The sequence below is a fragment of the Mycobacterium sp. genome (assembly GCF_040509115.1).
GTDB lineage: Bacteria > Actinomycetota > Actinomycetes > Mycobacteriales > Mycobacteriaceae > Mycobacterium.
In genome coordinates, this window is sequence record NZ_JBEVLO010000359.1 from 22,410 (window position 1) to 48,153 (window position 25,744).

A 25,744-nucleotide genomic window follows, 5' to 3' on the forward strand; every position below is an offset into this window, starting at 1 on the left:
CGATGAGAATGGTCCGTTCGGCCAGTCGGTAGTTTCGACACCCACCGTCGAGAGGAACTCCCATGGCCATCGAAGTTCAGCCGTCCCTGTCCCCCATGCTCGTCGTCGACGACGCCGCGGCGGCCATCGACTTCTACGTCAAGGCGTTCGACGCCACCGAACTCGGCCGGGTGCCCCACCCCGACGGCAGGCTGGTGCACGCCGCACTGACCGTCAACGGGTCGACGGTCATGCTCAACGACGACTTCCCCGAACACGCCGATGGCAAGTCGTCGACGCCGAAGGCGTTGGGCGGCACGCCCGTGACGATCCATCTGCAGGTGACCGACGTCGAGGCGGCCTTCCAGCGGGCGGTCGATGCAGGCGCAGTCGTCGTCGCCCCGCTGGAGGATCAGTTCTGGGGGGATCGCTTCGGCATGGTCGTGGATCCGTTCGGGCATCAGTGGTCGCTCGGGCAGCCCGTGCGCGAGGTCAGCATGGAGGAGATCGCTGCCGCGATGAGCCAGGAGTAGCCCGCCGACGGGCTAGCGGCGCAGGCTCGCGAGCAACCGTTGCCCCAGCGACGGTTCCTGCGCGGTGGCCGCGGCAGCAAGCATGTCGGGGATGGCGATGAACTTGTCGCGGGGCCGATCGGCTCCACCGCGGGCGATCTCGGCCTCGTCGATCGCCTTCCAGCCCGCCCCGTCGATCGCGTCGGGCTGGCGCGCCTTGATCAGCTTCGCCAGTGCCGACTGGCGCGCGACCGGGTCGGCCAGGTTTCCCGCGTTGAAGTCGTCGACGAGTTCGTGAACGGTCTGGGCCGCGCACGACTTGTTCGTCCCGATGAACCCCGTCGGACCGCGCTTGATCCACCCCGCCACGTACGCGCCTTTCAGCGGCCCACCCGAAACGGGGTCGAGCACCCGGCCACCCTCGTTCGGAACGGTGCCGGTGGCGTCGTCGAACGGCAGGTCCCGAATTGGCTTGCCGCGGTAGCCGATCGACGTCAAGACCAGACCGGCCGTCAGCCGCCTGACCTCGCCGCCACCCGTCTCGGTGAAGGCAATCCCCGCCACGCGCTGCTCACCGAGGATCCGCTGTGGCGTCAACCGGTAGGCCAGCCGGATGCGCGGGCGTCCGGTCGGGGCGGCGGCGTCGCCGAGCTTGGCGAGGATCTCGAGCTTGTTGCGGGTCAACGGATCCGGCTGCTCGGCCAGATCACGCAACACCAGGTCGTGGTCGGTCGCGTCGAGCACCACGTCGCACGTCGCCGTCAGCCCGATCAGTTCCGGCAGCGTGAAGGCGGACTGCGCGGGCCCCCGCCTGGCCGCGATCACGACCTCCTGGACGCGCGAATCGCGCAGAACTGCCAGCGCGTGGTCCGAGATGTCGGTGCGAGCGAGCTGGTCGGGATCGCTGGTCAGAATGCGTGCGACGTCCAGCGCGACGTTGCCGTTTCCGACGATGACCACCCGCTCATTGCTCAAATCGACCGGCAGTGAAGCGAATTCGGGATGACCGTTGATCCATGCGACGAGTTCGGTGGCGGTCCCGCTGCCGGGCAGGCCCATGCCCTCGACGTCGAGGCGGCGGTCGTTGGGGGCACCGACGGCGTACAGCACCGCATGGTGGTGCGCCAGGAGTTCGGCGTGGGTGACGTGCTTGCCCGCCTCGACGTTGAGGTAGAACGAAAAACCGGGCATCCGCGCCGTCCGGTCGAACAACCGGGTGACGCGCTTGGTGGTCTGGTGATCGGGTGCCACCCCTGCGCGTACCAAACCGTAAGGGGTGGGCAGCTTCTCGAACACGTTGACGCGGACGCCGCGCTGGGTGAGCAGCTCGTCGGCGGCATACATCGCGGCAGGACCGGATCCCACGACGGCCACCGTCAGGGGACCGCCCGGGCGGGCGTGCACCACCGGGGCCTCGATCACGCTGGCCAGCTTGGACGTCGGCGGCAGCTTGCCATCGCGCTTCGGGTAGAAGGCCGCGTTGAGTTCGACGAACGGCAGCTGGGGGTCGTCGAGCCTGCTGTCGGGCGAGATCGCCCCGACCGGGCACGCCGAGACGCACGCCCCGCAGTCGACACATGCGACGGGATCGATGTACAGCATCTCCGCGGTGGCGAAGCCGGGCTCGTCGGGCGCCGGGTGGATGCAGTTCACCGGGCAGGCGTAGACACAGGACCCGTCGCTGCAACACGACTGGGTGACGACGTGGGGCATGACAGACCCGCCCCTAGGCGGCGGACACCACGTGCTGGCGTTGCGGCTCGCTGCGGTAGCGGCTTGGCCTGCCGTCGATCTTGCAGATCCGCCAGATCAGCTTGGCCAGCGGGTTCATCAATCCCGTGTCGTGGCACAGCATCCGAACGTCGCCGAACATGTCGCGTAGGAACTGACGAGCCTCGGGCGTCCCGAAGAAGATCTCCTTCTTCACCGACCGCGGGATGTCGAACTCCTTCCAGAACGCCTTCGGCGGCACCACGATCGCCTGGCACAGCACGCGCATGATGATCGGCACGTGCAGCGACAGCATGAATCGCTGCCGTCGACCCATCACAGGCACCCGCTTGTGCAGGTATTCGTGGGCGAACGAGATGTGGCGCGCTTCCTCGGCGACGTGGATCGCCATCACGCGTTCCATGATCGGATGCAGCGCCTTGCCCTCGCGCAGCACGTTCTTCTGCGTGTGGTCGATGGGTTCCTCGCCGGCGAGCACGCCGAAGAAGAACACGATGGGCAGTGGGCCTGCGGCCAGCGGGATGAACTGCGACAGCCACTTGAGCATCCGCGGCATGCCGGGCACGTCGGCCCCGATGCGGTTCACCATCTCCTGGAACATCAGCGTGTGGTTGCACTCCTCGATCGACTCGTGGAGGCAGTAGCGGTACTCGGGCGAGCCGTTGGGGGTCCAGAACGCGTAGTTCATCAGCCCGCGTATCAGGATCGATTCGAAGTGCAGGCCGACCTTGGCGACGTTGGCCTGACGCCACATGCCGATCTCGATCTGACGTTCTCTCGACTGGGCCTGGTACCACGGGTGAGCGCCGAGCGGATCTGTCCTCGGCAGAATCCACCGTTCGTCGTTCTCGACCACGGCAAACTCCGGTGAATCCCATTCGATGTCGGTGAATGGATTGAAGTTGCGCCGCACCGACCCCTCGGACAGCGTGGTGAGAGTTTCCACGTATCGGGTGTCATCGAGCACGTCCATGTTCTTGCGCCAGCGCCGAACGGTTCGCGTCACAGCCATTCCGTGCCTCCTACTCGAGGTTTACATATGCGGGCTTGATGTCTAAGACGGTACCGGAGGTCCCGGGAATTGAACAGGGCGTTCCGTCCGTTGTGGGCCAGCCGCGTTATCCCGGTCACATGTGATGTAGGTCATAGTCGACGGTGGTGCCCACGACCGAGTCCGAGGTCCGGTCGCTTCGCTCCTGGGTTAGTTCTTTAGGCTGGTCGCCATGGCGCTCACCATTCCGGCCGAACTCAAGCCCAAGGACGGCCGCTTCGGCTCCGGGCCCTCGAAGGTCCGACCGGAGCAGCTGCAAGCCCTCGCGGCGGCAGGCGACCTGTTCGGCACGTCGCACCGGCAGGCTCCCGTCAAGAACCTCGTCGGTCGGGTCCGCGACGGCGTCCGACAGCTGTTCTCGGTGCCCGACGGCTACGAGGTCATCCTCGGCAACGGCGGCTCGACCGCGTTCTGGGACGCCGCCGCGTTCGGTCTGATCGACAAGCGCTCGTTGCACCTGACCTTCGGTGAGTTCAGCGCCAAGTTCGCCTCGGCGGTGTCGGCCAACCCGTTCGTCGGCGATCCGATCATCGTCAAGGCCGACGCAGGCACTGCCCCGCAGCCCCAGTCGGACCCTTCCGTGGACGTCGTGGCGTGGGCACACAACGAGACCTCGACCGGTGTCGCAGTGCCGGTACGACGTCCCGATGGAGATGCGCTCGTCGTCATCGACGCGACGTCCGCAGCGGGTGGCCTGCCCGTCGACATCACCGACACCGACGCGTATTACTTTGCGCCCCAAAAGAACTTCGCCTCCGACGGCGGCTTGTGGCTGGCGATCATGAGCCCGGCCGCGTTGGCACGGGTCGAGCAGATCGCCGCATCTGGCCGCTGGGTGCCCGACTTCCTGTCGCTGCCCATCGCCATCGACAACAGCCTCAAGAACCAGACCTACAACACCCCGGCGATCGGCACGCTGGTGCTGATGGCCGACCAGTTGGACTGGCTCAACGGCAACGGCGGGCTCGACTGGGCGGTCAAGCGCACCGCCGACTCGTCCTCGCGGCTGTACTCCTGGGCCGAGGCCACCAGCTACACCACCCCCTTCGTGACGGACGTCGCCCTGCGCTCGCAGGTCGTCGGCACCATCGACTTCGCCGACGAGATCGATGCAGGGGCCGTGGCCGCCACCCTGCGGGCCAACGGCATCGTGGACACCGAGCCGTATCGCAAGCTCGGCCGCAACCAGCTTCGCGTCGCGATGTTCCCCGCCGTGGACCCCGACGACGTCAGCGCCCTCACCGCCTGCGTGGACTGGGTCGTCGAACGCCTGTAGCCGGACCAGCGTGTCAGCCCGGTTACGGGTGGATAACGACGTAGGGTGAGCCGTTAAGCCGCGCCCTAGGAGGTCGCAAAATGCGGGAACTGAAGGTCGTCGGACTCGACGTCGATGGCACACGCATCATCTGCGAAACGGCCGACTCCGGCGAGAAGTACATTCTGCGTCCCGACGACCGCCTTCGAGCCGCGCTGAGCGGTGAGCGGGTGGCCGTCAGCCCACCACGAGTCGATGACGAGGTCCCAACGGTGCTGACCCCCAAGGAGATTCAAGCCAGGATCCGCGCGGGCGCATCCGTCGAACAGGTCGCGAGCTCCGCCGGAGCCGAGGCCAGCCGTGTCGAGCGATTCGCGCATCCCGTGCTGCTCGAACGCTCCCGCGCCGCCGAACTGGCCACCGCCTCGCATCCCGTGCTCGCCGACGGACCCGCCGTGCTGACGCTGTTGGAGACGGTGTCGACGGCGCTGGTGGCACGCGGTCTCGACCCCGACGCCACGGCGTGGGACGCCTGGCGCAACGAAGACGGTCGCTGGACGGTTCAGCTGTCCTGGAAGGCGGGCCGCTCCGACAACGTCGCCCACTTCCGGTTCGTGCCCGGCGCGCACGGCGGCACGGCGACGGCGTTCGACGACGCGGCCGCCGAGCTCATCGATCCCAACTTCGACCGCCCACCGTTGCGGTCGGTGGCGGCCGTGCCCACCCTCGACTTCGCCGAGCCGCTCGAACCGGTTCTGCCCGAACCCGCCGCGCCGGCACCCGAACCGGCGCCAACCAACGCGCAGCCGAAACCCAAGCCCAAGCCGCGCCGCAAGCGCCCCGAGGTTCCCGGCTGGGAGGACGTCCTGCTCGGCGTGCGCTCCGGTACCCAACCGTAGGCAGTGCGCCGTAGAGGCCAGTTCGCAGCGGGCGGCGTCGACTAGCTGCCGCCCGCACCAACATGCGTGCCTAGCGCAGCGGGACCTACGCCACCAACGAGCCGAGCGCCATCGCCAGCAATGCCAGCCAGCCAGCGGCCACGCCGACACCGCTGCCCAGCACGAACCAGCGCCACACCGGGCGCGCCCGCCAGCCCCACACGGTCGGGGCCAGCCCGCCAACGGCCACCAGGTTCAGGCCGACCGCGAGCAGCGGATGCACCCTGGTGAGGCCGAGGCTCAACACGATGATCGCGCTCGCCGTCACGGCCGCGACGAACGCCGCCACCGTCAGCCCGGTACCCCAGGGCACTTCTGCTCCTGACGTCCCCGGTGGCGTGGCGTCCTCGGTCACGAGGCGAGCCTAGCTCGCTCGTAGAACGCCAGCGCGGCAGCGGTCGCCACGTTCAGGGAGTCGGTGCCCCTCGCCATCGGGATGCGCACTCGCACGTCGCTGGCACGCATCGTCCGCTCGGTCAGACCGGGCCCCTCTGCGCCGACCAGAATCGCGACCTTGTCGTCGATCAGGCCAGGCATCGTCTCCGCCAACGTGCCCGCCGCGGGGTTGGGAGTCATCGCAAGCATGCGAAAACCGTTGTCGCGCAACACCTCGATGTCCTGCGGCCACGCCGACGACCACGCATAGGGCACCAGCAGCGCGTGCCCCATCGATACCCGCACCGCCCGCCGGTACAGCGGGTCGGCGCAGCCCGTGCCGAACACGATCGCATCGACGGCCAGTCCAGCCGCGTTGCGGAACACCGACCCCAGGTTCTCGTGATCGTTGACGCCTTCGAGCACCGCGACGGTGCGGGCACCGTCGAGCACCCGTTCCATCGTGAGTTCGGGCGGCCGGGGGGCGGCCGCAAGCACGCCGCGGTTGAGGTGGAAGCCGACGACCTCGGCCATCACCTCCGGGGCGGCCCGGTAGAACGGCGCATCGGTGCGACACAGGTCCTCGGTCAGCTCACCGAGCCTGCGATCGGTGCCGAGGAACGCCCGAGGGGCGAAGCGCGAGGCCAACATCCGCTGCACCACCAGGACGCCCTCGGCGATGACGAGACCCTTGCCGCTCGGTAGGTCGGGTCTGCGGTCGATGCTGTTGAGGTCCCGGAAGTCGTCGAGCCGCGGATCGGTGGGATCGTCGACGTCGACGACGTTGATCTCGGCGCTGGGTGCGCTCAAGTGCCTTCGTCCACGATGGTCAGCATCAGGTCGGCGGCCGAAAGCAGCGTCTTGCGTTGCTCGGGCGTGAGCGCCGCAAGCCGTTGCTGCAGCCACTCCCGGCTGGCCCGGCGCTCGACCTCGATCAGCTCCTGCCCCGACGCGGACACCGCCACCAGAACCTGACGTCCGTCGTCGGGATGGGCGCTGCGGTCGACGAATCCCAGCTCGGCCAACGATGCGATGACCCTGGTCATCGACGGCGGCCGGACGCGCTCCCTGAGGGCAAGAGCGCCTGGCGTCATCGGCCCCTCCTTCGCCAGCGTCGCCAATGCCGACAACTGCGACAGCGACACCGGTGAGTCGGGACGACGGAAACGCAGCTGACGCGCCAACCTCACGACGGCCAACGACAGGTCACTGGCCAGCCGGGCATCGGCGTCGTTCACGACGCAAACAGTACCGACACCCGTCAAACCATCGGTTAGGTTGGTCCGCAATGGATGCGACGACGCCGCAGCGGGACGGCCCGCCAGAGCCCCCGGCAGAGCCCCCGGCAGAGCCCCCGGCGTTGCCCGACGCTCTGCTGCGCCCGTGGCCCGTGATCGTGACGATCGCCGCGGGCTGGCTCGTCGCGGTGGTGTTGGCCTTCACGGTGCCCGGCCTGCACGACTGGCGGCCGGTGTGCGTGGCGGGCCTCGGCGTCGGCGTGCTCGGCACGTCGATCTTCCTGTGGCAGCGTCGGGCCTTCCGGCGCGGATCCCGCGGCGCGCAGAGCGGCCTGACATGACGGAGGACTGATGGCAGAACCGTTGTTACAAGCGCAGATCGACATCGACGCACCACCGGCGAAGGTGTGGGCGTTGGTGTCCGACTTGCGCCGCATGCCGCAGTGGAGTCCCCAATGCCGCGTCATGCGGGCATTGGGCCCGCTCCGTGCGGGTACCAGAACCATCAACGTGAACCGTCGCAAGTTGCTCGTCTGGCCCACCACCAGCCAAGTGACCGAGTTCATCCCCGAACGCAAGCTCGCCTTCCGGGTCAACACCAACAACACCGTCTGGACCTACGAGCTGGAACCGACCGCGACCGGCACCCGCGTCATCGAGAGCCGCCACGCCGAGAACGGGGTCAAGCCGCTGTCGAACCTCGCGATCGGTGCCTTCATGGGTGGAGTGCCGAGCTTCGAACGCGAGCTGATCGACGGGATGAACGCATCGCTCGGCCGCATCAAGGCCGCGGCCGAGAGCTGAGCGGCGGTCAGGACTGCGTCGTGTCGGACGGCGCGTCCAGCGTCGTATCGGACGGCACGTCCAGCGTGGCCTCGGACGGCACGTCCAGCGACGTATCGGACGGCACGCCCAGCGTGGCCTCGGACGGCACGTCCTGCGTCATGTCAAGGACGCCGTCGTCGTACGGATCGAACATCGGCGAACCGATCGTGGCAGGCGGCGGGGTATCGGAATGCGCACCGCAGCCGTACTCGCCCGCCACCACGTGCCCGTCGGCCGACATCTCGTTGGCGCACACCCCGAACAGCGTGCCCAGCGAACCGGTCAGCGGGAGATAGAAGCCGCAGTCCCGGCACTGCTTGCGGGTCGAGCGGGCCATCGCCGAACCCGGCCCGTACTCACCGTCGTTCCAGCGCTGCGCCGCCTCCATCCGACCCCAGCCGCTGAGCACCTGGCGACGACCGAAGCCGACCTCGGCCTCCAGTTCGTCGAGTTCCTCGTCCCCTGAGGACGAATAACCCGGCACCAGGCGCGGATCGTCGGCGGGGGGCGCGAGCAGATCCCCCGGGCTCAGGTCCCCCGGCTGGATCCTGTCGTGCCACGGCACCCACTGCGGCGCCAGCAGCGCCGTCGGACCTGGCACCAGCACCACTTCGCTGATGGTGGCGTGATCCGAACCAGGGTGGGCCGCCACGACGACCGCCCACTGCCAGCCCTGATAGCCCGGCATCGTGGCCAGGAACCGGTGCGTGGCGGCCGTCGTGTCCTCGAAACTGGCGCCAAGGTACTCGCCGACCAGTTCTTCGGCGGCCGCCCCCTCGAACTCCACGATCGCCGCCCTGGCCACCTCGACGGCGCCCATCAGGACGGCGGCAAGGTCCGCAGGAGTTCGTTGCTCGTCGGCAAGCAGGCCGTCGGCGTCGTGCTCGGCGGGTTCGATCATGGCATCCATCGCCCCCAATACTGCCTCACGACCAGCGAGCAAAGCCACACCGGCCGCCCTGCGGGCGACAGGGGATCGCATGGGGAACAATCGAGGCCGTGACCGGATCGAGCAGTGACCCCCCAACGGGTCCCGGCGATCCTCGGTACCACCCACCCCGTCCGCCCGGCGAGCAACACCCCGGCATGGCGAACTACCCTCACTCTCCGGCCGGCGCGGGACGAGCGGGCCGGGGCGGTCACGCCTCCAGCGCCAACCGCTGGCTTCCGCCGATCGACGATGCCAAGACGCGCACGGGTGGCGGCGACGATCTCTACGACTCGGGACCGTCGGCGCGCCAGGAACCGGGGCGCGGCGGGGCCGCTCGGCGCAGCCGCGAAATGGGCTCGAAGATGTACGGGCTCTTTCAGAAGGCCGCGACGGCAGACGGAGCCGACAAGTCCGGGCTGACGGCACTGACGTACCCCGTGATGGCCAACTTCGCCGCCGACTCGGCGATGGCCGTCGCGCTGGCCAATACCTTGTTCTTCGCGGCCGCCTCCGGTGAGAGCAAGAGCAAGGTCGCGCTGTACCTACTCATCACCATCGCCCCGTTCGCCGTCATCGCCCCACTGATCGGTCCCGCGCTCGACCGGCTGCAGCACGGCCGTCGCGTTGCGCTTGCCACGTCGTTCGCGGTGCGCACTGCGCTGGTCGTGGTCCTGATCGCCAACTACGACAGCGCCACCGGTAGCTTCCCGCCGTGGGTGCTGTACCCCTGCGCGCTCGGGATGCTGGTGCTGTCGAAGTCGTTCAGCGTGCTCCGCAGCGCCGTGACCCCGCGGGTGCTCCCGCCGTCCATCGACCTGGTGCGGGTCAACTCACGGCTGACCATGTTCGGCCTGCTCGGCGGGACCATCCTCGGCGGGGCAATCGCCGCGGGGGTGGAGTACCTCTTCGGGCTGTTCGGCCTGCCGGGGGCGCTGTACGTGACGGTAGCCGTGACCGTCGCGGGCGCCGCGCTGTCGATGCGCATCCCCAAGTGGGTGGAGATCACCGAGGGCGAGGTGCCGACCACGCTGAGCTACCACGGCGCAGGCGATCAGTTCGGGCCGCCCGTCTTCTCCAAGCCAGGCAAGGCGACGCGACAACCGTTGGGGCGCAACATCATTACGTCACTATGGGGCAACTGCACCATCAAGGTGATGATCGGCTTCCTGTTCCTGTACCCGGCCTTCGTGGCCAAGTCCCAAGGCGAGAGCGGTTGGGAACAGCTGCAGACCCTCGGCCTGATCGGCGCCGCCGCGGGGATCGGCAACTTCGGCGGCAACTTCACCGCCGCCCGACTCCAGCTCGGACACCCGGCGCGCCTGGTCGTGCGCGCGACGATCGCCGTGACCGTGGTGGCCTTGGCCACTGCCGTCAGCGGCAGCATGTACGTCGCCGCGTTCGCCACGCTGATCTCCTCGGCGGCCAGCGCCGTCGCGAAGGCATCGCTCGACGCCTCGCTGCAAGACGATCTTCCCGAGGAGTCGCGCGCCTCGGCCTTCGGCCGCTCGGAGTCACTGTTGCAGCTCGCGTGGGTAGCGGGCGGCGCGACGGGCGTACTGATCTACACCGAACTCTGGTCGGGTTTCACCGCGATCAGCGCAATGCTGATCCTCGGCCTCGCGCAGACGCTGGTCAGCAACGGCGGCGACTCCCTGATCCCCGGGCTCGGCGGGAACCGGCCGGTGTTCGCCCAACAGGAAAGCCGGGAATGAAGCGCGTCATCGCCATCCTCGCGTCGGTCGCCCTGCTCGGCGCCATCGCCACCGGCGTCCTCGTCTGGCAGTTGAGCCGCACCCCGACCTCGGAGCTTCCGGAGATCAGCGCCTACACGCGCGGTCAGCTGGTGCGCGTCGGTCCGTACTTCTACTGCCAACCCAGGACCAACGGTGCCTGCGAATCACCAGGAACCATCGGCCACCTCGTCGTCAACGACCGCGACGCGGTGCAGCTGTCACTACCGCCGGCGATCGCCCGCAGCTGGTGGGAACTGCGCCAAGACTACGGGGAGCAGACGCCACCGAAGATCACCGAGTACCTGCCCGGCAGCGACCGGCTGGCCGTCACCATTGCGACCACCGACCCCGAACGGGGCAGGCTGGCGGGAATCGCCGTGCAGCTCAAGACACTCGCGGTCGACGAGTCCGGCACCGAACTGGAGTGGCGCCACGCCGAGTGGTCGGTCTCGACCGAATGGCCCTAACCGACCGAATGGCCTTAACCGATCGAGTGTCCCGCTGGCACCCGTTCTGACTCACGCGTCGGCCCGGGCGGTGTCCCGTCGCCGAAGGGTCTGCCGCCCAACGCCTCCCGACCATGCGGCTCCAGCCAGTTCGACAGATCCGGCCCCTTCGGCACCACCCGGGTCGGGTTGATGTCGGCCTGGACCACGTAGTAGTGCTCCTTGATCTGGACGAAGTCGATGGTGTCGCCGAAGCCCGGGGTCTGAAACAGATCTCGCGCGTACGCCCACAGCACCGGCATCTCGGCGAGCTTCTGCCGGTTGCACTTGAAGTGACCGTGGTACACGGCGTCGAAGCGGGCCAGTGTGGTGAACAGTCGGACGTCGACCTCGGTGATCGAGTCGCCGACCAGAAAGCGTTGTCCGCCAAGCCTTTCGGTCAGCCAGTCGAGGGCGACGAACAAGCGGTCGTAGGCAGCGTCGTAGGCGGGCTGCGAGCCCGCGAATCCGCACCTGTACACCCCGTTGTTCACCTCGGTGTAGATCCGCGCGGCAACCTCGTCGATCTCGTCGCGCAATGGCTCGGGATAGAGCTGCGGCGCACCCGGGCGATGGAAGGCCGACCATTCCGTTGACAGGTCCAGCGTGATCTGGGGGAAGTCGTTGGTGACGACCGCACCCGTCGGGACGTCGACGATCGCGGGCACCGTAATTCCCTTGGGATAGTCCGGGTAGCGCCTGAAGTAGGCGTCCTGCAGACGTGGGATCTGCAGCACGGGGTCAACCCCGCCGGGGTCCAGATCGAAGGTCCAGCTGCGCTCGTCGTGGGTGGGTCCGCAAAGACCCATCGACAGAACGTCTTCCAGCCCCAGCAGGCGCCGGACGATGATCGCCCGGTTGGCCCACGGGCAGGCGCGCGCGACGACGAGCCGATAGCGGCCCGGCTCGACGGGGTAGCCGTCGCGCCCGTCGACGGTGATACGGGTCTCGATGTACTTCGTGTCGCGGTTGAACTCACCCGCGGGATTGACGTAGGCCACGCACCCAGTCTGGTTAGGCGTCGAGCTCCTGCGCAACCGCCTTGACGACTTCGGAGATCCGGCGGGCCGTCTTGCGGTCGGGGTAGCGACCCTTGCGCAACTCGGGCTGCACAGCGCCCTCGAGCAGGGTGATCATGTCCTCGACCATGCCGTGAAGTTCGTCGGGGGTGTGCTTGTGCTCGACCGTCGTGGCTTCGCGGCGCGTCCGGACCACGCTGGGCGGCGGTTCGATCACCTTGAGGCTCAACGCCTGCGGGCCGCGACGCCCGGCCGCGATGCCGAACTCGACCTTCTGACCGGCCTTGAGCTCTGAGACGCCCGAGGGAAGCGCCGAGGATCCGACGTACACGTCCTCCCCGTCCTCCTGGGACACGAAGCCGAAGCCCTTCTCGGCGCTGTACCACTTCACCTTGCCGGTCGGCACTGCTCTCACCCGCTCTTGCTTGGCTCTACACGTTCGATCACATGACGAACGCGTCCCGCCTATGCAGGACGCGAATGCGATGATCCTACAAGGCCTCCTCGCCGGCAGTTACCTATTAACCCCCTGCCCGACGTTGGTCGGTAGTCTGGGAACCACCGCTGGAGGGGAAACATGCGCTTGATCCTGAACGTCATCTGGTTGATCTTTGGTGGCCTGTGGCTGGCGCTCGGATACTTCGCCGCGGGCATCATCTGCTTCATCCTCATCGTCACCATCCCATTCGGGTTCGCCGCGTTCCGGATCGGCATGTACGCCCTGTGGCCCTTCGGCCAGACGGTCGTCGAGAAGCCGGGGCCGCGGCCCGGGGCGATGATCGGCAACGTCATCTGGGTGATCCTGTGCGGGATCTGGCTGGCGATCGGCCACGTCCTCACCGCGATCGCGATGGCCATCACCATCATCGGAATCCCGTTGGCGGTGGCCAATCTCAAGTTGATTCCGGTGTCGCTGTTCCCGTTGGGCAAAGAGATCGTGCCCTCGTCGGTGGGGTCCCTTCCGTGACCGTGACTGCACTGGGCGTCCCGTCGGTGCGCAGGACGGCACGCGCTGTCGGTGAGGCACCCTCCGGTGGCCCGCTGATCGACACGTACGGGCGGGTGGCCACCGACCTGCGGGTGTCGCTCACCGACCGCTGCAATCTGCGCTGCACCTACTGCATGCCCGCCGAGGGGCTCGACTGGCTTCCCGGCGACGATCTGCTGCGTCCCGACGAGCTCGCGCGGCTGCTCGACATCGCCGTCACCCGGCTGGGCGTCACCGCCGTTCGGTTCACCGGCGGCGAGCCGCTGGTGTCGCGCAACCTCGAAGGGGCGATCGCCGCGGCGGCGGCACTGCGGCCACGCCCCGAGATCTCGGTGACGACCAATGGGATCGGTCTGGCCAGGCGGGCCGCTGCCCTCAAGGCGGCAGGCCTCGACCGGGTCAACGTGTCGATGGACACCGTCGACGCCGAGAACTTCGCCCGCATCACCCGCCGCGACCGCCTGAGCGACGTCGTCGCCGGCCTTGCCGCGGCCGCGGAGGCGGGTTTGACCCCGGTGAAGGTCAACGCCGTCCTCGATCCTGCGACGGGCCTCGACGACGTGGTCGGACTGCTGCGCTTCTGCCTGGCCCACGACTATCAACTGCGGGTCATCGAGCAGATGCCCCTGGACGCCGGCCACAGTTGGCAGCGCGATCAGACCATCGGTGCCGACCAGATCCTGAGTGCGCTCCGTCAGCACTTCGAGCTGGTGCCGGACGCGGAGCCGCGGGGGTCTGCGCCTGCGCAGCTGTGGCGCGTCGACGGCGGTCCTGCCGTGGTCGGCGTCATCGCGTCGGTGTCGCACGCGTTCTGCGGGGCCTGCGACCGCACCCGGCTCACGGCCGACGGTCAGGTCCGCAGCTGTCTGTTCTCCAGCGAGGAGACCGATCTGCGGCTCCAGCTGCGCCGGGGTGCCGACGACGATGCGATCGAGGCGGCCTGGCGCGACGCGATGTGGGCCAAGCCGGCGGGACACGGCATCAACGAGCCGGGCTTCACCCAGCCGGTGCGGCCCATGAGCGCCATCGGGGGCTGACGTGACGGCGACGACCATCGACGTCACCGTGCGTTACTTCGCGGCGGCGAGAGCAGCGGCAGGCGTGGAGACCGAGGTCGTCGCGATTGCCGCCGGTGCGACGGTTACCGACCTGGTCACGGCGCTGCGCGCCCGAGATGCGACGTTGGCAGGCGTGCTGGATCGCTGCTCGTTTCTGTGCGACGGCATCGCCGTCCGCGATCGCGGAAAACGGCTCCAAACAAACCAGACGCTCGATGTGTTACCGCCGTTCGCGGGCGGTTGAGCGTGATTTGCATCACATTACGGAATGATCACAAAGTGCCACACCCGCAGTTCACCGGCATAAAACCCTAGGTAAACGCCACGCCGTGCTGCCCTTTTAACGTTCTCACAATATTTGCTGCGTGCGAAAACGCCGACACCGGTCGAAGGTGACGATCTTCGAAGTACCCATTACGGTCAGTTCCCAAGCCACGCGACCCTAATCGGTGGCCCGCCACGCCCGATACGCCGAGCTCCATCCGTCGGGCATGGTCAAGACCTACCTCAGGGATGGAGGCGGGGGACCCACCGGTCCACCGAGTTTGCAGGACCAGGAGTCGATTTCGACTTCTTGGGGTGAAGCCGGATCCGAAAGGTGACGGCCGGGCGACCTCTCAAGCCCGAACCCGACAGCTGACCTCGTGGGCGTGGACGAGAGGACCTTCTGTACCCATGAGTGGACGGCACCGCAAGACCACTACATCAGCAGCAAGCGTCGCCAAGATCGCCTTCACCGGCGCCGTGATCGGTAGTGGCAGCCTCGCCTTCGCGGCGCAGGCAGGCGCAGCAACCGACGGCGAATGGGACAGGGTCGCCGGTTGTGAATCCGGCGGTAACTGGGCCATCAATACCGGCAACGGCTATCAGGGCGGGCTGCAATTCTCGCCGAGCACCTGGTCCGGCCACGGTGGCGGTGAGTACGCCCCGGCGGCACACCTCGCCACCAAGGACCAGCAGATCGCGATCGCGGAGCGGGTGCTGGCCACCCAGGGCCGCGGCGCCTGGCCGGTGTGCGGGACGGGCCTGTCCAGCGCCACGCCGCGCAACGTGCTCGCGGACGCCCCGGCTCCGCTGGACAACCCCGAGCAGGCCGGTGAACTTCCCCCGCCGATCGATCCGTTCGCACCGCCGCCGCCCCCCGAGGCCGTCGGTCTGGACGCGCCGGTGCCGCCTCCCGTCGACCCGATGCTTCCTCCCCCGCCGCCCGAGGCCCAGGCCGTCGCTCTCGACGCCCCCCTCCCCCCGGCCGACCCGATGCTTCCTCCCCCGCCGCCCGAGGTCCAGGCCGTCTCATTCGACGCGCCGGTGCCGCCCCCGGCCGACCCGATGCTCCCGCCCCCGCCGCCCGAGGTCCAGGCCGTCTCGCTCGACGCGCCGGTGCCGCCCCCGGCCGACCCCATGCTCCCGCCGCCCCCGCCGGAAGCCGTTGCCGTCTCACTGGACGCACCGATGCCGCCGCCGGCACCCGAGCTGCCGCCGGGCCTCGGCCCGCTGAAGCTGCCCTCCGCCCCGATCCCCGCGGAGAGCGTCGCCAACTGGGACGTCGCTCCCACCACCCCCGACGCGCCGCAGGCGTGGGCACTGCACGGAACGCCTCTTCCCCAGGAGCCCGTGTTCCCACAGCCCGCACCGCCGCTGCCACCGGCCCCTGATGCGCAGGCCCCGATCGCCGCACCCGCACCCGATCCGCTGGCCCCGCTTGCTGCCCCCGCACCCGATCCGCTGGCCCCGGTCGCCGTGTCAGCCGACGGAACTCCCGTCCCTGCCGAAGGAATGCCGCACCTCGCCAGCCCGGACGCCTTGCCGCCGGGCTCGACGATGGATCCGAACGCCGCTGGCGCCGAGTCCCCCAACGTCAGCTACCTCAAGGACCTGTACCACGCGGTGCAGAACCAGGACATCAGCGGCAAGGAAGCCCTGCTGCTCGGGCTGGCGCAACGCGGGATGAACACCCCGTACCCGAACCAGGCTCCCGGCCCCAACGTGCCGCTCGCGCCCGCCGCTCCGGTCGACGGCGCGGTGCCGCCGCCTCCTGCCGATCCGGCCGTGCCGCTGCTGCCGCCTCCCCCGGCGCCGCTTCCCTAACCCGCTGTCGTCAGGCGGATCCGACCCATTCGTCGGATCCGTCGACGAACAGTTGGTGTTTCCACACCGGTAGTCGGTCCTTGACGGTGTCGACCAGCAGCGCGCAGGTCTCGAAGGCCGCCCTCCTGTGGTCGGCGGCGACGACGGCGACCAGCGCGGCGTCACCGATGCTGAGCGTGCCGATGCGGTGACTGACCGCGATGGCGCGGACGCCCTCGCTGTCGCGGGCCACTTCGGCGGCGACCTCCGCGATCACCTGCCGTGCGCTCGGGTGCGCCGAGTATTCGAGCCGCGTGACCGTCCGGCCTCCGTCGTGGTCACGGACCTGCCCGACGAAGCCGACGACGGCGCCCGCCGCCCGGTGCGCGACCAGCGCTTCGTGCTCGGCGAGGTCGATCACGTCCTCGCTGAGCTCCGCCCGCAGAACCGTGGCGCTCATCGGGAGTGGTCGCGGCCTGCGAGCTGATCCAGCGCATGCTCGAGAACGTCGTCGAGCACGCCGAGGCCGTCCTTCACTCCGCCCGGTGAGCCGGGCAGGTTGATGATCAGCGTGCCGTCGCGGACCCCGCACACACCGCGTGACAGCACCGACGTGGGCACGTGGGGTAGCCCGGAGCTCCTGATCGCGTCGGCGAGACCGGGAATCTGGTAGTCGACGACGTTGGCCGTCGCGTCAGCCGTTCCGTCGGTCGGTGAGATGCCAGTGCCGCCGGAGGTGAGGATGAGGTGGACGCGCTCGCCGAGCGCGGCGAACAGCGCGTGATTCACCCCGATGCCGTCGGAGACGACCACCGGGCCGGGGACCTCGAAGCCGCGGTTGGCCAGCCAGTCGACGATCACCGGGCCGGTGCGGTCGTCGTACACGCCGGTGGCCGCGCGCGTTGACGCGATGATCACCCTGGCCGTTCGGTTCATGCTCGGGGCCTCCTACTCGTCGCGGAAGCGCTCATCGCTCCCGTTCCCAGGTGCCGGTCTTGCCGCCGTCCTTGCGCACCACCTGTATTGCGTCGATGGTCGCTGCGGGGTCGACGGCCTTCAACATGTCGTACAGCGTCAGCGCGGCCACGCTGACCGCGGTCAGCGCTTCCATCTCGACACCGGTGCGATCGGTGGTACGGACGGTAGCCGTGATGGTGACATCCGTTGTGCCGAAATCGAATTCGACGTCGACACCAGTGAGTGCCAGCTGGTGGCACAGGGGTATCAGATCGCTGGTTCGCTTGGCCGCCAGGATGCCGGCCACCCTGGCGGTGGCGGGCGCATCGCCCTTGGGCAGTCCGCCCGTGGTGATCATGTCGACGACGTCGGCGCGCGTGCGCAGGACGCCCGTCGCGACGGCGGTCCGCTTGGTGGCCTGCTTGGCCGTCACGTCGACCATGTGCGCAGCACCCGACTCGTCGAGGTGCGACAGTCGCTCGGGCCCGTCGGTCACGCTACTTGTTGATAACGGTGACCGGGTGCGTGTACGGCAGGTCCTCGGCGGGCAACGGGAACGTGATTTCGCCGAACGGGGAGAGCGCTCCGGTACGGTCGGCGGCGAGCTCGCTCACTGGATGGTCACCCTCTTCGGTGGCCGGCCAGCCGTTGTCGACGTACCGGTTCTTCTGCGGTTTCTTGTCAGCCACGCTCCACATTGTGGCAGGCGCGGCCTGAGCTGGCGAGAGCGGTGGCTCACGCAGGTTCTCACCGACGTGCTGGCTTAGGCTGGTGAGCAATGTCCGAATCAGCTCCCGTCGTGCCGTTGGGCGCATGGCTGGCCGAGCTGACCGACGAGCAGCTCGTCCGACTACTGGAGTTGCGGCCAGACCTCGCCCAACCACCGCCGGGGTCGATCGCCGCGCTGGCCGCCAGGGCGCAATCGCGCCAGTCCGTTAAGGCTGCGACGGACGGGCTGGACTTCCTCGCCCTGGTGATCCTCGACGCGCTGCTCGTGCTGCACGCCGACGGCGGCGACGGGGTTCCGTTGACCAAGCTGTATGCCCTGCTCGGCGACCGGGCCGGGACGGCGGGCAGGAGCGACGCGACCGGGGGATCTGGTCGGGACGACGTCACCGCCGCCCTGCAGGAGCTGGTGTCCCGCGGCATCGTCTGGGGCGATACCGCCGTCCGGGTGGCGCCGGAAGCCGCCGCGGGCCTGGCCTGGCATCCCGGCCAGGTCACCCTCGAAGCCGACGGGCTCGACGCCGATCGAATCGTCGAACTGCTGGAGGACGTCGACCAACCCCAGCGCGACCTGTTGAATCGTCTCCTCGAGGGGTCGCCGATCGGCCGTACCCGCGACGCCGCGCCTGGCACCCCGCCCGAGCGCCCCGTGCAGCGACTGCTGTCGGTCGGCCTGTTGCGCCAGGTGGACGCCGACACGGTGATCCTGCCGCGCCTCGTCGGCCAGGTGCTGCGCGGCGAGTCGCCAGGACCGACGGGGCTCGTCGCGCCCGACCCGACGATCGCGACGACGACGGTGCGGGACGTCGACGCCGCGGCGGCCGGTTCGGCGATCGACCTGCTGCGCGAGATCGACGTCGTCCTCGAGACGCTGTCCGCATCGCCCATCCCTGAGCTGCGCAGCGGCGGTCTCGGAATTCGCGAGCTCAAGCGCCTGGCCAAGAACACCGGCATCGACGACCAGCGGCTCGGCCTCATCCTCGAAGTGGCGGCGGCTGCGGCGCTCATCGCGCCGGGCATCCCCGATCCCGACCCGACCGACGGCACCGGCTCCTATTGGACGCCGACGGTGGCAGCGGATCGCTTCATCGAGTCCACCACCGCCGCGCGCTGGCACCTGATCGCGTCGTCCTGGCTGGACCTCTCGGCCCGCCCCAGCCTGATCGGTCAACGCGGACCCGACGACAAACCGTATGCGGCGCTCTCGGATTCGTTGTATTCGACCGCCGCACCGCTGGACCGGCGTCTGCTGCTGGCCACGGTCGCGGCCCTGCCGCCAGGGGCGGGCGTCGACGCGGCGAGCGCGTCGGTGGCGTTGACGTGGAGAAGACCCCGATGGGCGGCGCGGCTGCAGCCCAAACCCGTCACGGACCTGATCGCCGAGGCACATGCCGTCGGCGCGCTCGGGCGTGGCGCCATGCCGACCCCGATCCGCCAACTGCTCGCAGGCGACCCTGACGAGGACGTCGTCAAGGCCATGGGCAAGGCGCTGCCCGCCCCGATCGACTACTTCTTGCTGCAGGCCGACCTGACGGTCACCGTGCCTGGGCCGCTCGACCGCGTTCTCGCCGAGCAGCTGTCCGAGGTGGCCACGGTCGAGTCGGCGGGCGCGGCGATGGTCTACCGGATCAGTGAGGCATCGGTCCGGCGGGCCCTCGACGCGGGCCGTACCGCGAGCGAGCTGCACACGCTGTTCGGGAAGCACTCGAAGACGCCAGTGCCCCAGGGGCTGACGTATCTGATCGACGACGTGGCCCGGCGCCACGGCCAGTTGCGCGTCGGGATGGCGGCGTCCTTCATCCGCTGCGAGGACCCCTCGCTGCTCGCCCAGGCCATCTCCGCGCCCGCGCTGGAGCGTCTCGACGTCCGTGCGCTGGCGCCCACGGTCGCGGTGTCGCAGTCGCCGATCGGTGAGGTGCTGGCTGCGCTGCGCTCCGCGGGCTTCGCGCCCGCCGCCGAGGACTCGTCGGGGACCATCGTCGACATCCGCTCGCGCGGCGCCCGGGTGCCCGCCCCGACCCGCAGGCGCGGCTACCGGCCGCCGCAGGGTCCTTCGGCGCAGACTCTCGGCGCGATCGTCGCCGTGCTGCGCAAGGTGGCGGCCACTCCGTTCGACGGCACCCGCCTCGATCCCGCCGAGGCGATGGCCCAGTTGCACAGCGCAGCGCACCGGCAGGCGTCGGTCGTCATCGGCTACGTCGATCCCGCCGGGGTGGCCACTCAGCGCGTCGTCGCCCCGATCAACGTCCGCGGCGGCCAGCTGACCGCCTACGATCCGGCCGCCGGGAGGGTGCGAGAGTTCGCGATCCACCGTGTGACGTCGGTCGTGTCGGCGGAGTCGGGATAATGGTCGGGATGGAGTCCACGCATGACTGACGGCCCGTTGATCGTGCAGTCCGACAAGACGGTGCTGCTCGAGATCGACCACGAGCTCGCAGGCGCGGCTCGCGCGGCGATCGCACCGTTCGCCGAACTGGAGCGCGCCCCCGCACAGATCCACACCTACCGCATCACGCCGCTGGCCCTGTGGAACGCCCGCGCGGCGGGTCACGACGCGGAGCAGGTGGTGGATGCGCTGGTCTCGTTCTCGCGCTACGCGGTGCCGCAGCCGCTGCTGGTCGACATCGTCGACACCATGGCGCGGTACGGCCGCCTGCAGTTGGTGAAGAGCCCCGTGCACGGGTTGGTTCTGGTGAGCCTCGACCGGGCGGTGCTCGAAGAGGTGTTGCGCAACAAGAAGATCGCCCCCATGCTCGGCGCCCGCATCGACGACGACACGATCATCGTGCACAACAGCGAGCGCGGTCACATCAAGCAGATGCTGCTCAAGATCGGCTGGCCCGCGGAGGATTTGGCAGGCTACGTCGACGGGGAGGCGCACCACATCGAGTTGGCGCAGGACGGCTGGCAGCTGCGCGACTACCAGGAGATGGCTGCGGACTCGTTCTGGGCGGGCGGCTCGGGCGTCGTGGTGCTGCCCTGCGGTGCGGGCAAGACGTTGGTCGGCGCTGCGGCGATGGCGAAGGCAGGCGCGACCACCCTGATCCTGGTCACCAACACCGTTGCGGGTCGACAGTGGAAACGCGAGCTGATCGCCCGCACGTCGCTGACCGAGGAGGAGATCGGCGAATACTCGGGCGAGCGCAAGGAGATTCGACCGGTCACCATCGCGACGTACCAGGTGATCACGCGGCGGACCAAGGGCGAGTATCGCCACTTGGAGCTGTTCGACAGCCGTGACTGGGGCCTGATCATCTACGACGAGGTGCACCTGCTGCCCGCACCGGTGTTCCGCATGACGGCCGATCTGCAGTCCCGGCGACGCCTGGGGTTGACGGCGACGCTGATCCGCGAGGACGGCCGGGAGGGCGACGTGTTCAGCCTCATCGGTCCCAAGCGTTACGACGCGCCGTGGAAGGACATCGAGGCGCAGGGCTGGATCGCTCCGGCGGAGTGCATCGAGGTCCGCGTGACGATGACCGACAACGAACGGATGATCTACGCGACGGCCGAGCCCGAGGAGCGCTACAAGCTGTGCGCGACGGCGCACACCAAGATCGCGGTGGTGAAGTCGATCCTCGCGCGTCACGCAGGCGAGCCGACGCTGGTGATCGGTGCGTATCTCGATCAGCTCGACGAGCTCGGCGTCGAGCTCGACGCCCCGGTGATCCAGGGATCGACGAAGACCGCGGAGCGCGAGACCCTCTTCGAGGCATTCCGCACGGGTGAGATCCAGACCCTGGTGGTGTCCAAGGTGGCGAACTTCTCCATCGATCTGCCGGAAGCCAGTGTGGCGGTGCAAGTTTCGGGCACCTTCGGCTCGCGGCAGGAGGAGGCACAGCGGCTGGGCCGGTTGCTGCGTCCCAAGGCCGACGGCGGTGGCGCGGTGTTCTACTCGGTGGTGTCGCGCGACAGTCTGGACGCCGAGTACGCCGCCCACCGACAGCGCTTCCTGGCCGAGCAGGGCTACGGGTACGTCATCAAGGACGCCGACGACCTGCTGGGGCCTGCCATCTAACTGCCGGACGGGCAAACCTCTGCGGCCGACGTTCGGCGCGCCTAAAATCAGCGCATGGGGAGCCGTCAGCGATTCTTGGTCGCCGTTGCCGTGACCGCCTGCGTCGGGGCTCTGACGACGGGGTGCACGCAGACCGCCGAGGGCTCGGCCCAATGGATCTCCGATCAAGCCAGTAAGCCGGTCGACGGCGGGCAGACCGAGAGCGTGATCATCGACGCCGCCGCCGTCGAGGACATCGTGGGCGCCGACCTGCCCGACCTGTACGAAACCGACAGCCCGCTGGACGACAGCGATCTCGAGGACTGCGAGATCCTCGGCATCAAGGGCCAGGTGGCGTTGCTCGGCGATGACTGGGACGGGTTCTATCTGCGCAAGCTCGACGACGCCCCCAGTGACGATCAGGACGCCGATCACATCGTGCTCGAGGTGGCAGCCGTCTACCCCGACGCCGAGGCCGCTACGACGGCGTTCGAGTCCGCAGGCGACATGGCCAAGGAGTGCGACGACCAGGAACGACGGACCTCCGATGGCTACACCTGGATGCCGAAGATCGCGGAGTCGACGGCCGACTCGTATGCGTGGACCGCGGAGCAGACCGACCTGGTGGATCAGGAGTGGCGCTGCTCCGGCGACGCCCGCCGCCGCAACAACGTCATCATCCGGGTGTTCGCCTGCACGGAGGGACAGGACGGCCCCGCGACCGCGGCGGCGGTGGCCAACGCGATGTCGAACACGGTCTGGGAGCTGTCGTCGCCCGAGGGTTAGCGCCAGCGCGGCCCGCTGATCAGCTCAGCGCGGGGATGACTTCGCGCTCGAACAGTTCGATGCCGGTGCGGTCATAGGCGGCCTCGGGGAAGTACAGGATCGCGTACTCGCAGCCCAGATCGCGCATCCGGGTCAGCCGCTCGACGATCTGTTCCGGGGTACCGCTGGCGGAGTCGGTCGAGGTGACGTTGGACAGCATCCCCTCGACGGCATCCGCATCGGCCTTGGCGATCTGCCTGGCGCGGATCCGCTCGACGCGGTCGGCGACCTCGAGCTCGGACGATCCGACGACGGCGTTGAAGTTGGCCGACCGCACGATGGCGCCGTAATCGGTGCCCACGTCCCGGCAGTGGGCTTCGAGCACCCGCGACTTGTGGGCGAACCCCTCGGGCTCGGAGACGAAGTTGGTGTACTGCGCGTACTTGGCGGCGATCTTGAGGGTCACCTTCTCGCCGCCGCCCGCAATCCACAGCGGAATACCGTTGTCCTGCAACGGCTTCGGTTGCACGATGGCGCCGTCGACCTGATAGTGCTTGCCGTCGAGACTGACGGTGCCGTCGCGCCAGGCGTCCCGCATGATCTGGACGCCCTCGTCGAGGCGAGCCAGCCGGACTCCGGCTGAGGGGAACCCGTAACCGTATGCGCGCCACTCGTGTTCGTACCAACCGCCGCCGATGCCCATCTGCACCCGGCCGCCGGAGATGACGTCCACGGTGGCGGCGACCTTGGCCAGGTACACGGGGTTGCGGTAGCTCATCGCCGTACACATCTGGCCGAGCTTGATCCGCGACGTCGTCGCCGCGTACGCCGACATCAGCGACCACGCCTCGTGCGTCGCCTCGCCCGTCGGAACCGGCACCGTGTGGAAGTGGTCGTAGACCCACAGCGAATCCCACGGGCCGTCGTCTGCGTACTGGGCGAGGTCCCTCATCACCCCCCAGTGCTCGGCGGGGGGTACGTCCACCAGATCGAGTCGCCAACCCTGCGGAATGAACAGTCCGAAGCGCATGGATCCGACTCTAGCGCCCGCCAGACCCTGGCTACCAGTAGCGTGGCACCGTGCCGCGCTCCTTCGAACTGACCGCCGAGTCACCCTTCCCCGTCGCGAGCATCCACGCCGCCTTTAGTAACGAAAGTTACTGGCGGGCAAGGCTCTCGAAGTTCGACGCAGGCGGACCCACGCTGGAATCGCTGACCACCGGCACCGACGGCACCACCACGGTGACGATGACCCTCCACTTCGGGGTCGAGCAGCTGCCGCCGCCGATGAACCTGTTGCCTGGCGGCGCTCTTCGGATCGTGCAGGTCGAGTCCTGGCGCGCCGGAGACGACGGAATCCTGCGCGGAACGATCAACGTCGACGCGCCGGGGGCCCCCGTCTCCGGTCACGGCGAGCTGTCGGTGACGCCGGCAGACGGCGGTTCGCGAATGATCGGCCGGGGGACGGTCGACGTGCGCGTCCCGCTGCTCGGCGGCACCATTGCCGGTTTCGTCGCCGTGCAGCTCGCGAGCGGTATCCGCGAGATCCACGAATTCACCGACGAGTGGATCACGGCCAGCGGCGACACCTAGGGTGCCATCCTGCTATCACCGCACGGCCGTACGCCGTAGTGTCGAGGTTGGTGTGCGTGTCCGTGGCCGAGCGAGGCAACCCGCCCGACGATAGAGGGTGAGGTGGGCTGACGTGGACGTGACCGACCCGCTCGGGACCCGCGCCCGCTTCCTCGCCGAACTGAGCAGGCTGAAGGCCGACGGGGACGGGCCAGCCAGCCTGTGTGAGGCCTGCGTCAGCACGCTCCCGGTACGACGGGCAGCCATCGCCGTCCACGTCGACGGAGCGGGGCTCGAAGTGCTCTGCGCCAGCGACGAAGTCGCCGAGAGGGTCGAGTGGGCTCAGATCACCCTCGGTGAGGGGCCCGGTTTGGACGCGGTGAGGACGGGCGGACCGATGCTGGCGTCGGATCTGTGGTTCCCGGGTGGGCAATGGCCGAACTTCGCGCCAGCGGCGGTCGAGAACGGCGTCGGCGCGCTGTACGCATTCCCGCTGGAGGTGGGCGCCATCCGCGTCGGCGTGCTGGACCTGTACCGCGATCGGCCGGAAGCCTTGAACGCCAAAGACTTCGCCGCCAGCGTTGCGGTCGCCGAGCTGGTGACCGCGATCCTGCTGACCGTGGGGCGGACCGGGCGGGTCGACGACACCCTCGGCCCGTGGTGGGACCAGCCGTTGAGCACCAGAGAGGTGCATCAGGCCACCGGAATGATCGTGGCGCAACTCGGCGTCACCGCTCACGAGGCCTTCGTTCGGATGCAGGCCTTCGCGTTCGCGAACGGTCGGATGCTCACCGAAGTTGCGCGAGACGTCGTGCAGCGCAAACTCCGCTTTGATAGCGACGGGGAGCCGCGAGAGGCGGCACAACGAACATGAGGCCGATGAACCTCGAGTTCGACTTCGCGCCCTGCGACATCCGTGGGACGCTTCAGCAGGGAGGGACGTGCGATGGATCGCTATGAGCGCTTGGCCAATGCGTTCGTTGGCCTGGCAGACACGCTGGTCGCGGACTACGACGTAATCGAGCTGGCGCAGCAGCTCATCGACACCAGCATGAACGTGCTGCCCATCACTGCGGCGGGCATCCTGCTCGGCGACTCGAAGGGCGAACTTCACGTCTTCGCCTCCAGCAGTGAGCAGACCAGGTTGCTCGAAGTCCTCCAGGTGGAGGCCGACGTTGGCCCGTGCCTCGAGGCGTATCGCGCTGGCGAGCCGGTGACCGCCCCCGACCTGAGTGCGGAAGCCACCCGCTGGCCGGCGTTTGCAGAGCGGGCCACGGAATACGGATTCCGTTCGGTTACCGCGTTGCCGCTGCGGCTGCGCACCGAGCGGGTCGGCGCACTGAATCTGTTCCGTGCCGAGGTCGGCGACATGCCGCCCGCCGACGTCTCCGTCGCTCAGGCCCTCGCCGACGTCGCCGCCATCGGCATCCTGCATCAACGGATCCTCACGCGTTCCGAGATGGTCAACCAGCAGCTTCAAATGGCGCTGAACACCCGGTTGATCATCGAGCAGGCCAAGGGCGTGCTCGCCGAGCGCGGGGG

30 protein-coding genes and 1 riboswitch are annotated in these 25,744 nt (G+C 68.8%); of the genes, 17 read left to right on the top strand and 13 right to left on the bottom strand.

Translation table 11 applies throughout. The annotated features are described in order from the left end of the window. The first annotated feature begins 62 nt into the window (after positions 1–62). Positions 63–512, top strand: coding sequence for a VOC family protein (locus ABW137_RS25070; RefSeq protein ID WP_526404164.1), 450 nt, complete (start codon positions 63–65; stop codon positions 510–512). A gap of 12 nt (positions 513–524) precedes the next feature. Here ABW137_RS25070 and ABW137_RS25075 read toward each other — a convergent pair whose 3' ends face one another. Both ABW137_RS25075 and ABW137_RS25080 read right to left on the bottom strand, forming a co-directional pair. Next, positions 525–2,204 carry a 4Fe-4S binding protein gene (locus tag ABW137_RS25075; protein ID WP_526404165.1) on the bottom strand — a complete coding sequence of 560 codons (1,680 nt, stop codon included), beginning with the start codon at positions 2,202–2,204 and terminating at the stop codon, positions 525–527. A 13-nt stretch (positions 2,205–2,217) separates the two neighbouring features. Then, positions 2,218–3,234, bottom strand: a complete 1,017-nt coding sequence (locus tag ABW137_RS25080) for a diiron oxygenase (RefSeq protein WP_526404166.1) — start codon at positions 3,232–3,234, stop codon at positions 2,218–2,220. 211 nt (positions 3,235–3,445) lie between these two features. Between ABW137_RS25080 and serC the strand changes: the two genes are divergently transcribed. Together serC and sepH are read left to right on the top strand one after the other, a co-directional pair. After that, the gene (serC, locus tag ABW137_RS25085; protein WP_526404167.1) at positions 3,446–4,549 is read left to right on the top strand and encodes a phosphoserine transaminase; all 1,104 of its coding nucleotides are present in this window, start codon (positions 3,446–3,448) and stop codon (positions 4,547–4,549) included. An 80-nt stretch (positions 4,550–4,629) separates the two neighbouring features. Next, the gene (gene sepH / locus ABW137_RS25090; protein WP_526404168.1) at positions 4,630–5,427 is read left to right on the top strand and encodes a septation protein SepH; all 798 of its coding nucleotides are present in this window, start codon (positions 4,630–4,632) and stop codon (positions 5,425–5,427) included. A gap of 85 nt (positions 5,428–5,512) precedes the next feature. Here the strand turns inward: sepH and ABW137_RS25095 are convergent, their stop codons facing one another. The 3 genes from ABW137_RS25095 to ABW137_RS25105 are packed head-to-tail and all read right to left on the bottom strand — an operon-like array spanning position 5,513 to position 7,079. Continuing rightward, positions 5,513–5,779, bottom strand: a complete 267-nt coding sequence (locus ABW137_RS25095) for a DUF2537 domain-containing protein (protein ID WP_526404193.1) — start codon at positions 5,777–5,779, stop codon at positions 5,513–5,515. Positions 5,780–5,817: 38 nt separating this feature from the next. Beyond that, positions 5,818–6,651: a TrmH family RNA methyltransferase gene (locus tag ABW137_RS25100; protein ID WP_526404169.1), complete on the bottom strand. Its 834-nt coding sequence runs from the start codon at positions 6,649–6,651 to the stop codon at positions 5,818–5,820. Then, positions 6,648–7,079 (bottom strand): Rv0880 family HTH-type transcriptional regulator, encoded by a 432-nt coding sequence (locus ABW137_RS25105; RefSeq protein ID WP_526404170.1) that lies wholly within the window; start codon positions 7,077–7,079, stop codon positions 6,648–6,650. Before ABW137_RS25105 ends, ABW137_RS25100 begins: the two co-directional genes overlap by 4 nt. A 50-nt stretch (positions 7,080–7,129) precedes the next feature. Between ABW137_RS25105 and ABW137_RS25110 the strand changes: the two genes are divergently transcribed. After that, the gene (locus ABW137_RS25110; protein WP_526404171.1) at positions 7,130–7,420 is read left to right on the top strand and encodes a DUF2530 domain-containing protein; all 291 of its coding nucleotides are present in this window, start codon (positions 7,130–7,132) and stop codon (positions 7,418–7,420) included. Between the two features lie 10 nt (positions 7,421–7,430). Next, entirely contained in the window at positions 7,431–7,883 is a 453-nt protein-coding gene (locus ABW137_RS25115; protein WP_526404172.1) for an SRPBCC family protein, read from the top strand. Between the two features lie 7 nt (positions 7,884–7,890). Here ABW137_RS25115 and ABW137_RS25120 read toward each other — a convergent pair whose 3' ends face one another. After that, the gene (locus ABW137_RS25120; protein WP_526404173.1) at positions 7,891–8,805 is read right to left on the bottom strand and encodes a DUF3027 domain-containing protein; all 915 of its coding nucleotides are present in this window, start codon (positions 8,803–8,805) and stop codon (positions 7,891–7,893) included. Positions 8,806–8,990: 185 nt separating this feature from the next. On the opposite strand from ABW137_RS25120, the gene ABW137_RS25125 reads away from it, so the two are divergent. Continuing rightward, complete coding sequence (locus ABW137_RS25125) at positions 8,991–10,547, top strand: MFS transporter (RefSeq protein ID WP_526404174.1); 1,557 nt, start codon at positions 8,991–8,993, stop codon at positions 10,545–10,547. Beyond that, a complete protein-coding gene (locus ABW137_RS25130) occupies positions 10,544–11,035 on the top strand; it encodes a DUF2771 family protein (protein ID WP_526404175.1) in 492 nt (163 codons plus the stop codon). Before ABW137_RS25125 ends, ABW137_RS25130 begins: the two co-directional genes overlap by 4 nt. A gap of 14 nt (positions 11,036–11,049) precedes the next feature. Here ABW137_RS25130 and ABW137_RS25135 read toward each other — a convergent pair whose 3' ends face one another. After that, entirely contained in the window at positions 11,050–12,054 is a 1,005-nt protein-coding gene (locus tag ABW137_RS25135) for a glutathione S-transferase family protein (protein WP_526404176.1), read from the bottom strand. Between the two features lie 13 nt (positions 12,055–12,067). Continuing rightward, on the bottom strand, positions 12,068–12,478 hold the full coding sequence (locus ABW137_RS25140; RefSeq protein WP_526404194.1) for a cold-shock protein: 411 nt from the start codon (positions 12,476–12,478) through the stop codon (positions 12,068–12,070). A gap of 171 nt (positions 12,479–12,649) precedes the next feature. On the opposite strand from ABW137_RS25140, the gene ABW137_RS25145 reads away from it, so the two are divergent. From ABW137_RS25145 to ABW137_RS25160, 4 genes are all read left to right on the top strand, one after another. After that, positions 12,650–13,039 carry a YccF domain-containing protein gene (locus ABW137_RS25145; RefSeq protein WP_526404177.1) on the top strand — a complete coding sequence of 130 codons (390 nt, stop codon included), beginning with the start codon at positions 12,650–12,652 and terminating at the stop codon, positions 13,037–13,039. Further along, entirely contained in the window at positions 13,036–14,097 is a 1,062-nt protein-coding gene (gene moaA, locus ABW137_RS25150; RefSeq protein ID WP_526404178.1) for a GTP 3',8-cyclase MoaA, read from the top strand. The genes ABW137_RS25145 and moaA overlap by 4 nt, the downstream gene beginning before the upstream one ends. Position 14,098: 1 nt before the next feature. Then, positions 14,099–14,362, top strand: coding sequence for a MoaD/ThiS family protein (locus ABW137_RS25155; protein ID WP_526404179.1), 264 nt, complete (start codon positions 14,099–14,101; stop codon positions 14,360–14,362). Between the two features lie 245 nt (positions 14,363–14,607). Then, a riboswitch (cyclic di-AMP (ydaO/yuaA leader) is annotated at positions 14,608–14,784 on the top strand. Between the two features lie 9 nt (positions 14,785–14,793). Continuing rightward, positions 14,794–16,206 carry a transglycosylase family protein gene (locus ABW137_RS25160; RefSeq protein ID WP_526404180.1) on the top strand — a complete coding sequence of 471 codons (1,413 nt, stop codon included), beginning with the start codon at positions 14,794–14,796 and terminating at the stop codon, positions 16,204–16,206. A 10-nt stretch (positions 16,207–16,216) separates the two neighbouring features. On the opposite strand, the gene ABW137_RS25165 is transcribed toward ABW137_RS25160, so the two are convergent. Genes ABW137_RS25165 through ABW137_RS25180 form a run of 4 tightly spaced genes read right to left on the bottom strand, consistent with a single transcriptional unit; the run spans position 16,217 to position 17,840 of the window. Next, positions 16,217–16,645, bottom strand: coding sequence for a molybdenum cofactor biosynthesis protein MoaE (locus ABW137_RS25165; RefSeq protein ID WP_526404181.1), 429 nt, complete (start codon positions 16,643–16,645; stop codon positions 16,217–16,219). Next, positions 16,642–17,121, bottom strand: a complete 480-nt coding sequence (locus ABW137_RS25170) for a MogA/MoaB family molybdenum cofactor biosynthesis protein (protein ID WP_526404182.1) — start codon at positions 17,119–17,121, stop codon at positions 16,642–16,644. Before ABW137_RS25170 ends, ABW137_RS25165 begins: the two co-directional genes overlap by 4 nt. A gap of 31 nt (positions 17,122–17,152) precedes the next feature. Continuing rightward, on the bottom strand, positions 17,153–17,638 hold the full coding sequence (moaC, locus tag ABW137_RS25175) for a cyclic pyranopterin monophosphate synthase MoaC (protein WP_526404183.1): 486 nt from the start codon (positions 17,636–17,638) through the stop codon (positions 17,153–17,155). Between the two features lies 1 nt (position 17,639). Continuing rightward, entirely contained in the window at positions 17,640–17,840 is a 201-nt protein-coding gene (locus ABW137_RS25180; protein ID WP_526404184.1) for a hypothetical protein, read from the bottom strand. Between the two features lie 80 nt (positions 17,841–17,920). On the opposite strand from ABW137_RS25180, the gene ABW137_RS25185 reads away from it, so the two are divergent. From ABW137_RS25185 to ABW137_RS25195, 3 genes are read left to right on the top strand one after another with little or no spacing between them, the layout of a single operon-like run. After that, positions 17,921–20,215: a helicase-associated domain-containing protein gene (locus ABW137_RS25185; RefSeq protein WP_526404185.1), complete on the top strand. Its 2,295-nt coding sequence runs from the start codon at positions 17,921–17,923 to the stop codon at positions 20,213–20,215. 21 nt (positions 20,216–20,236) lie between these two features. Continuing rightward, entirely contained in the window at positions 20,237–21,886 is a 1,650-nt protein-coding gene (locus ABW137_RS25190) for a DNA repair helicase XPB (RefSeq protein WP_526404186.1), read from the top strand. A 54-nt stretch (positions 21,887–21,940) separates the two neighbouring features. Beyond that, on the top strand, positions 21,941–22,651 hold the full coding sequence (locus tag ABW137_RS25195; protein ID WP_526404187.1) for a sensor domain-containing protein: 711 nt from the start codon (positions 21,941–21,943) through the stop codon (positions 22,649–22,651). A gap of 19 nt (positions 22,652–22,670) precedes the next feature. Here ABW137_RS25195 and ABW137_RS25200 read toward each other — a convergent pair whose 3' ends face one another. Beyond that, positions 22,671–23,660 carry a TIGR03560 family F420-dependent LLM class oxidoreductase gene (locus ABW137_RS25200; RefSeq protein WP_526404188.1) on the bottom strand — a complete coding sequence of 330 codons (990 nt, stop codon included), beginning with the start codon at positions 23,658–23,660 and terminating at the stop codon, positions 22,671–22,673. Positions 23,661–23,710: 50 nt separating this feature from the next. Here ABW137_RS25200 and ABW137_RS25205 point away from each other — a divergent pair, with 50 nt between their 5' ends. From ABW137_RS25205 to ABW137_RS25215, 3 genes are all read left to right on the top strand, one after another. Next, positions 23,711–24,223 carry a DUF2505 family protein gene (locus ABW137_RS25205; RefSeq protein WP_526404189.1) on the top strand — a complete coding sequence of 171 codons (513 nt, stop codon included), beginning with the start codon at positions 23,711–23,713 and terminating at the stop codon, positions 24,221–24,223. A 112-nt stretch (positions 24,224–24,335) separates the two neighbouring features. Next, the gene (locus ABW137_RS25210; protein ID WP_526404190.1) at positions 24,336–25,076 is read left to right on the top strand and encodes a GAF and ANTAR domain-containing protein; all 741 of its coding nucleotides are present in this window, start codon (positions 24,336–24,338) and stop codon (positions 25,074–25,076) included. Between the two features lie 72 nt (positions 25,077–25,148). Beyond that, positions 25,149–25,744, top strand: a 596-nt coding sequence (locus tag ABW137_RS25215; protein WP_526404191.1) for a GAF domain-containing protein, incomplete at its 3' end; no start/stop codon positions are given.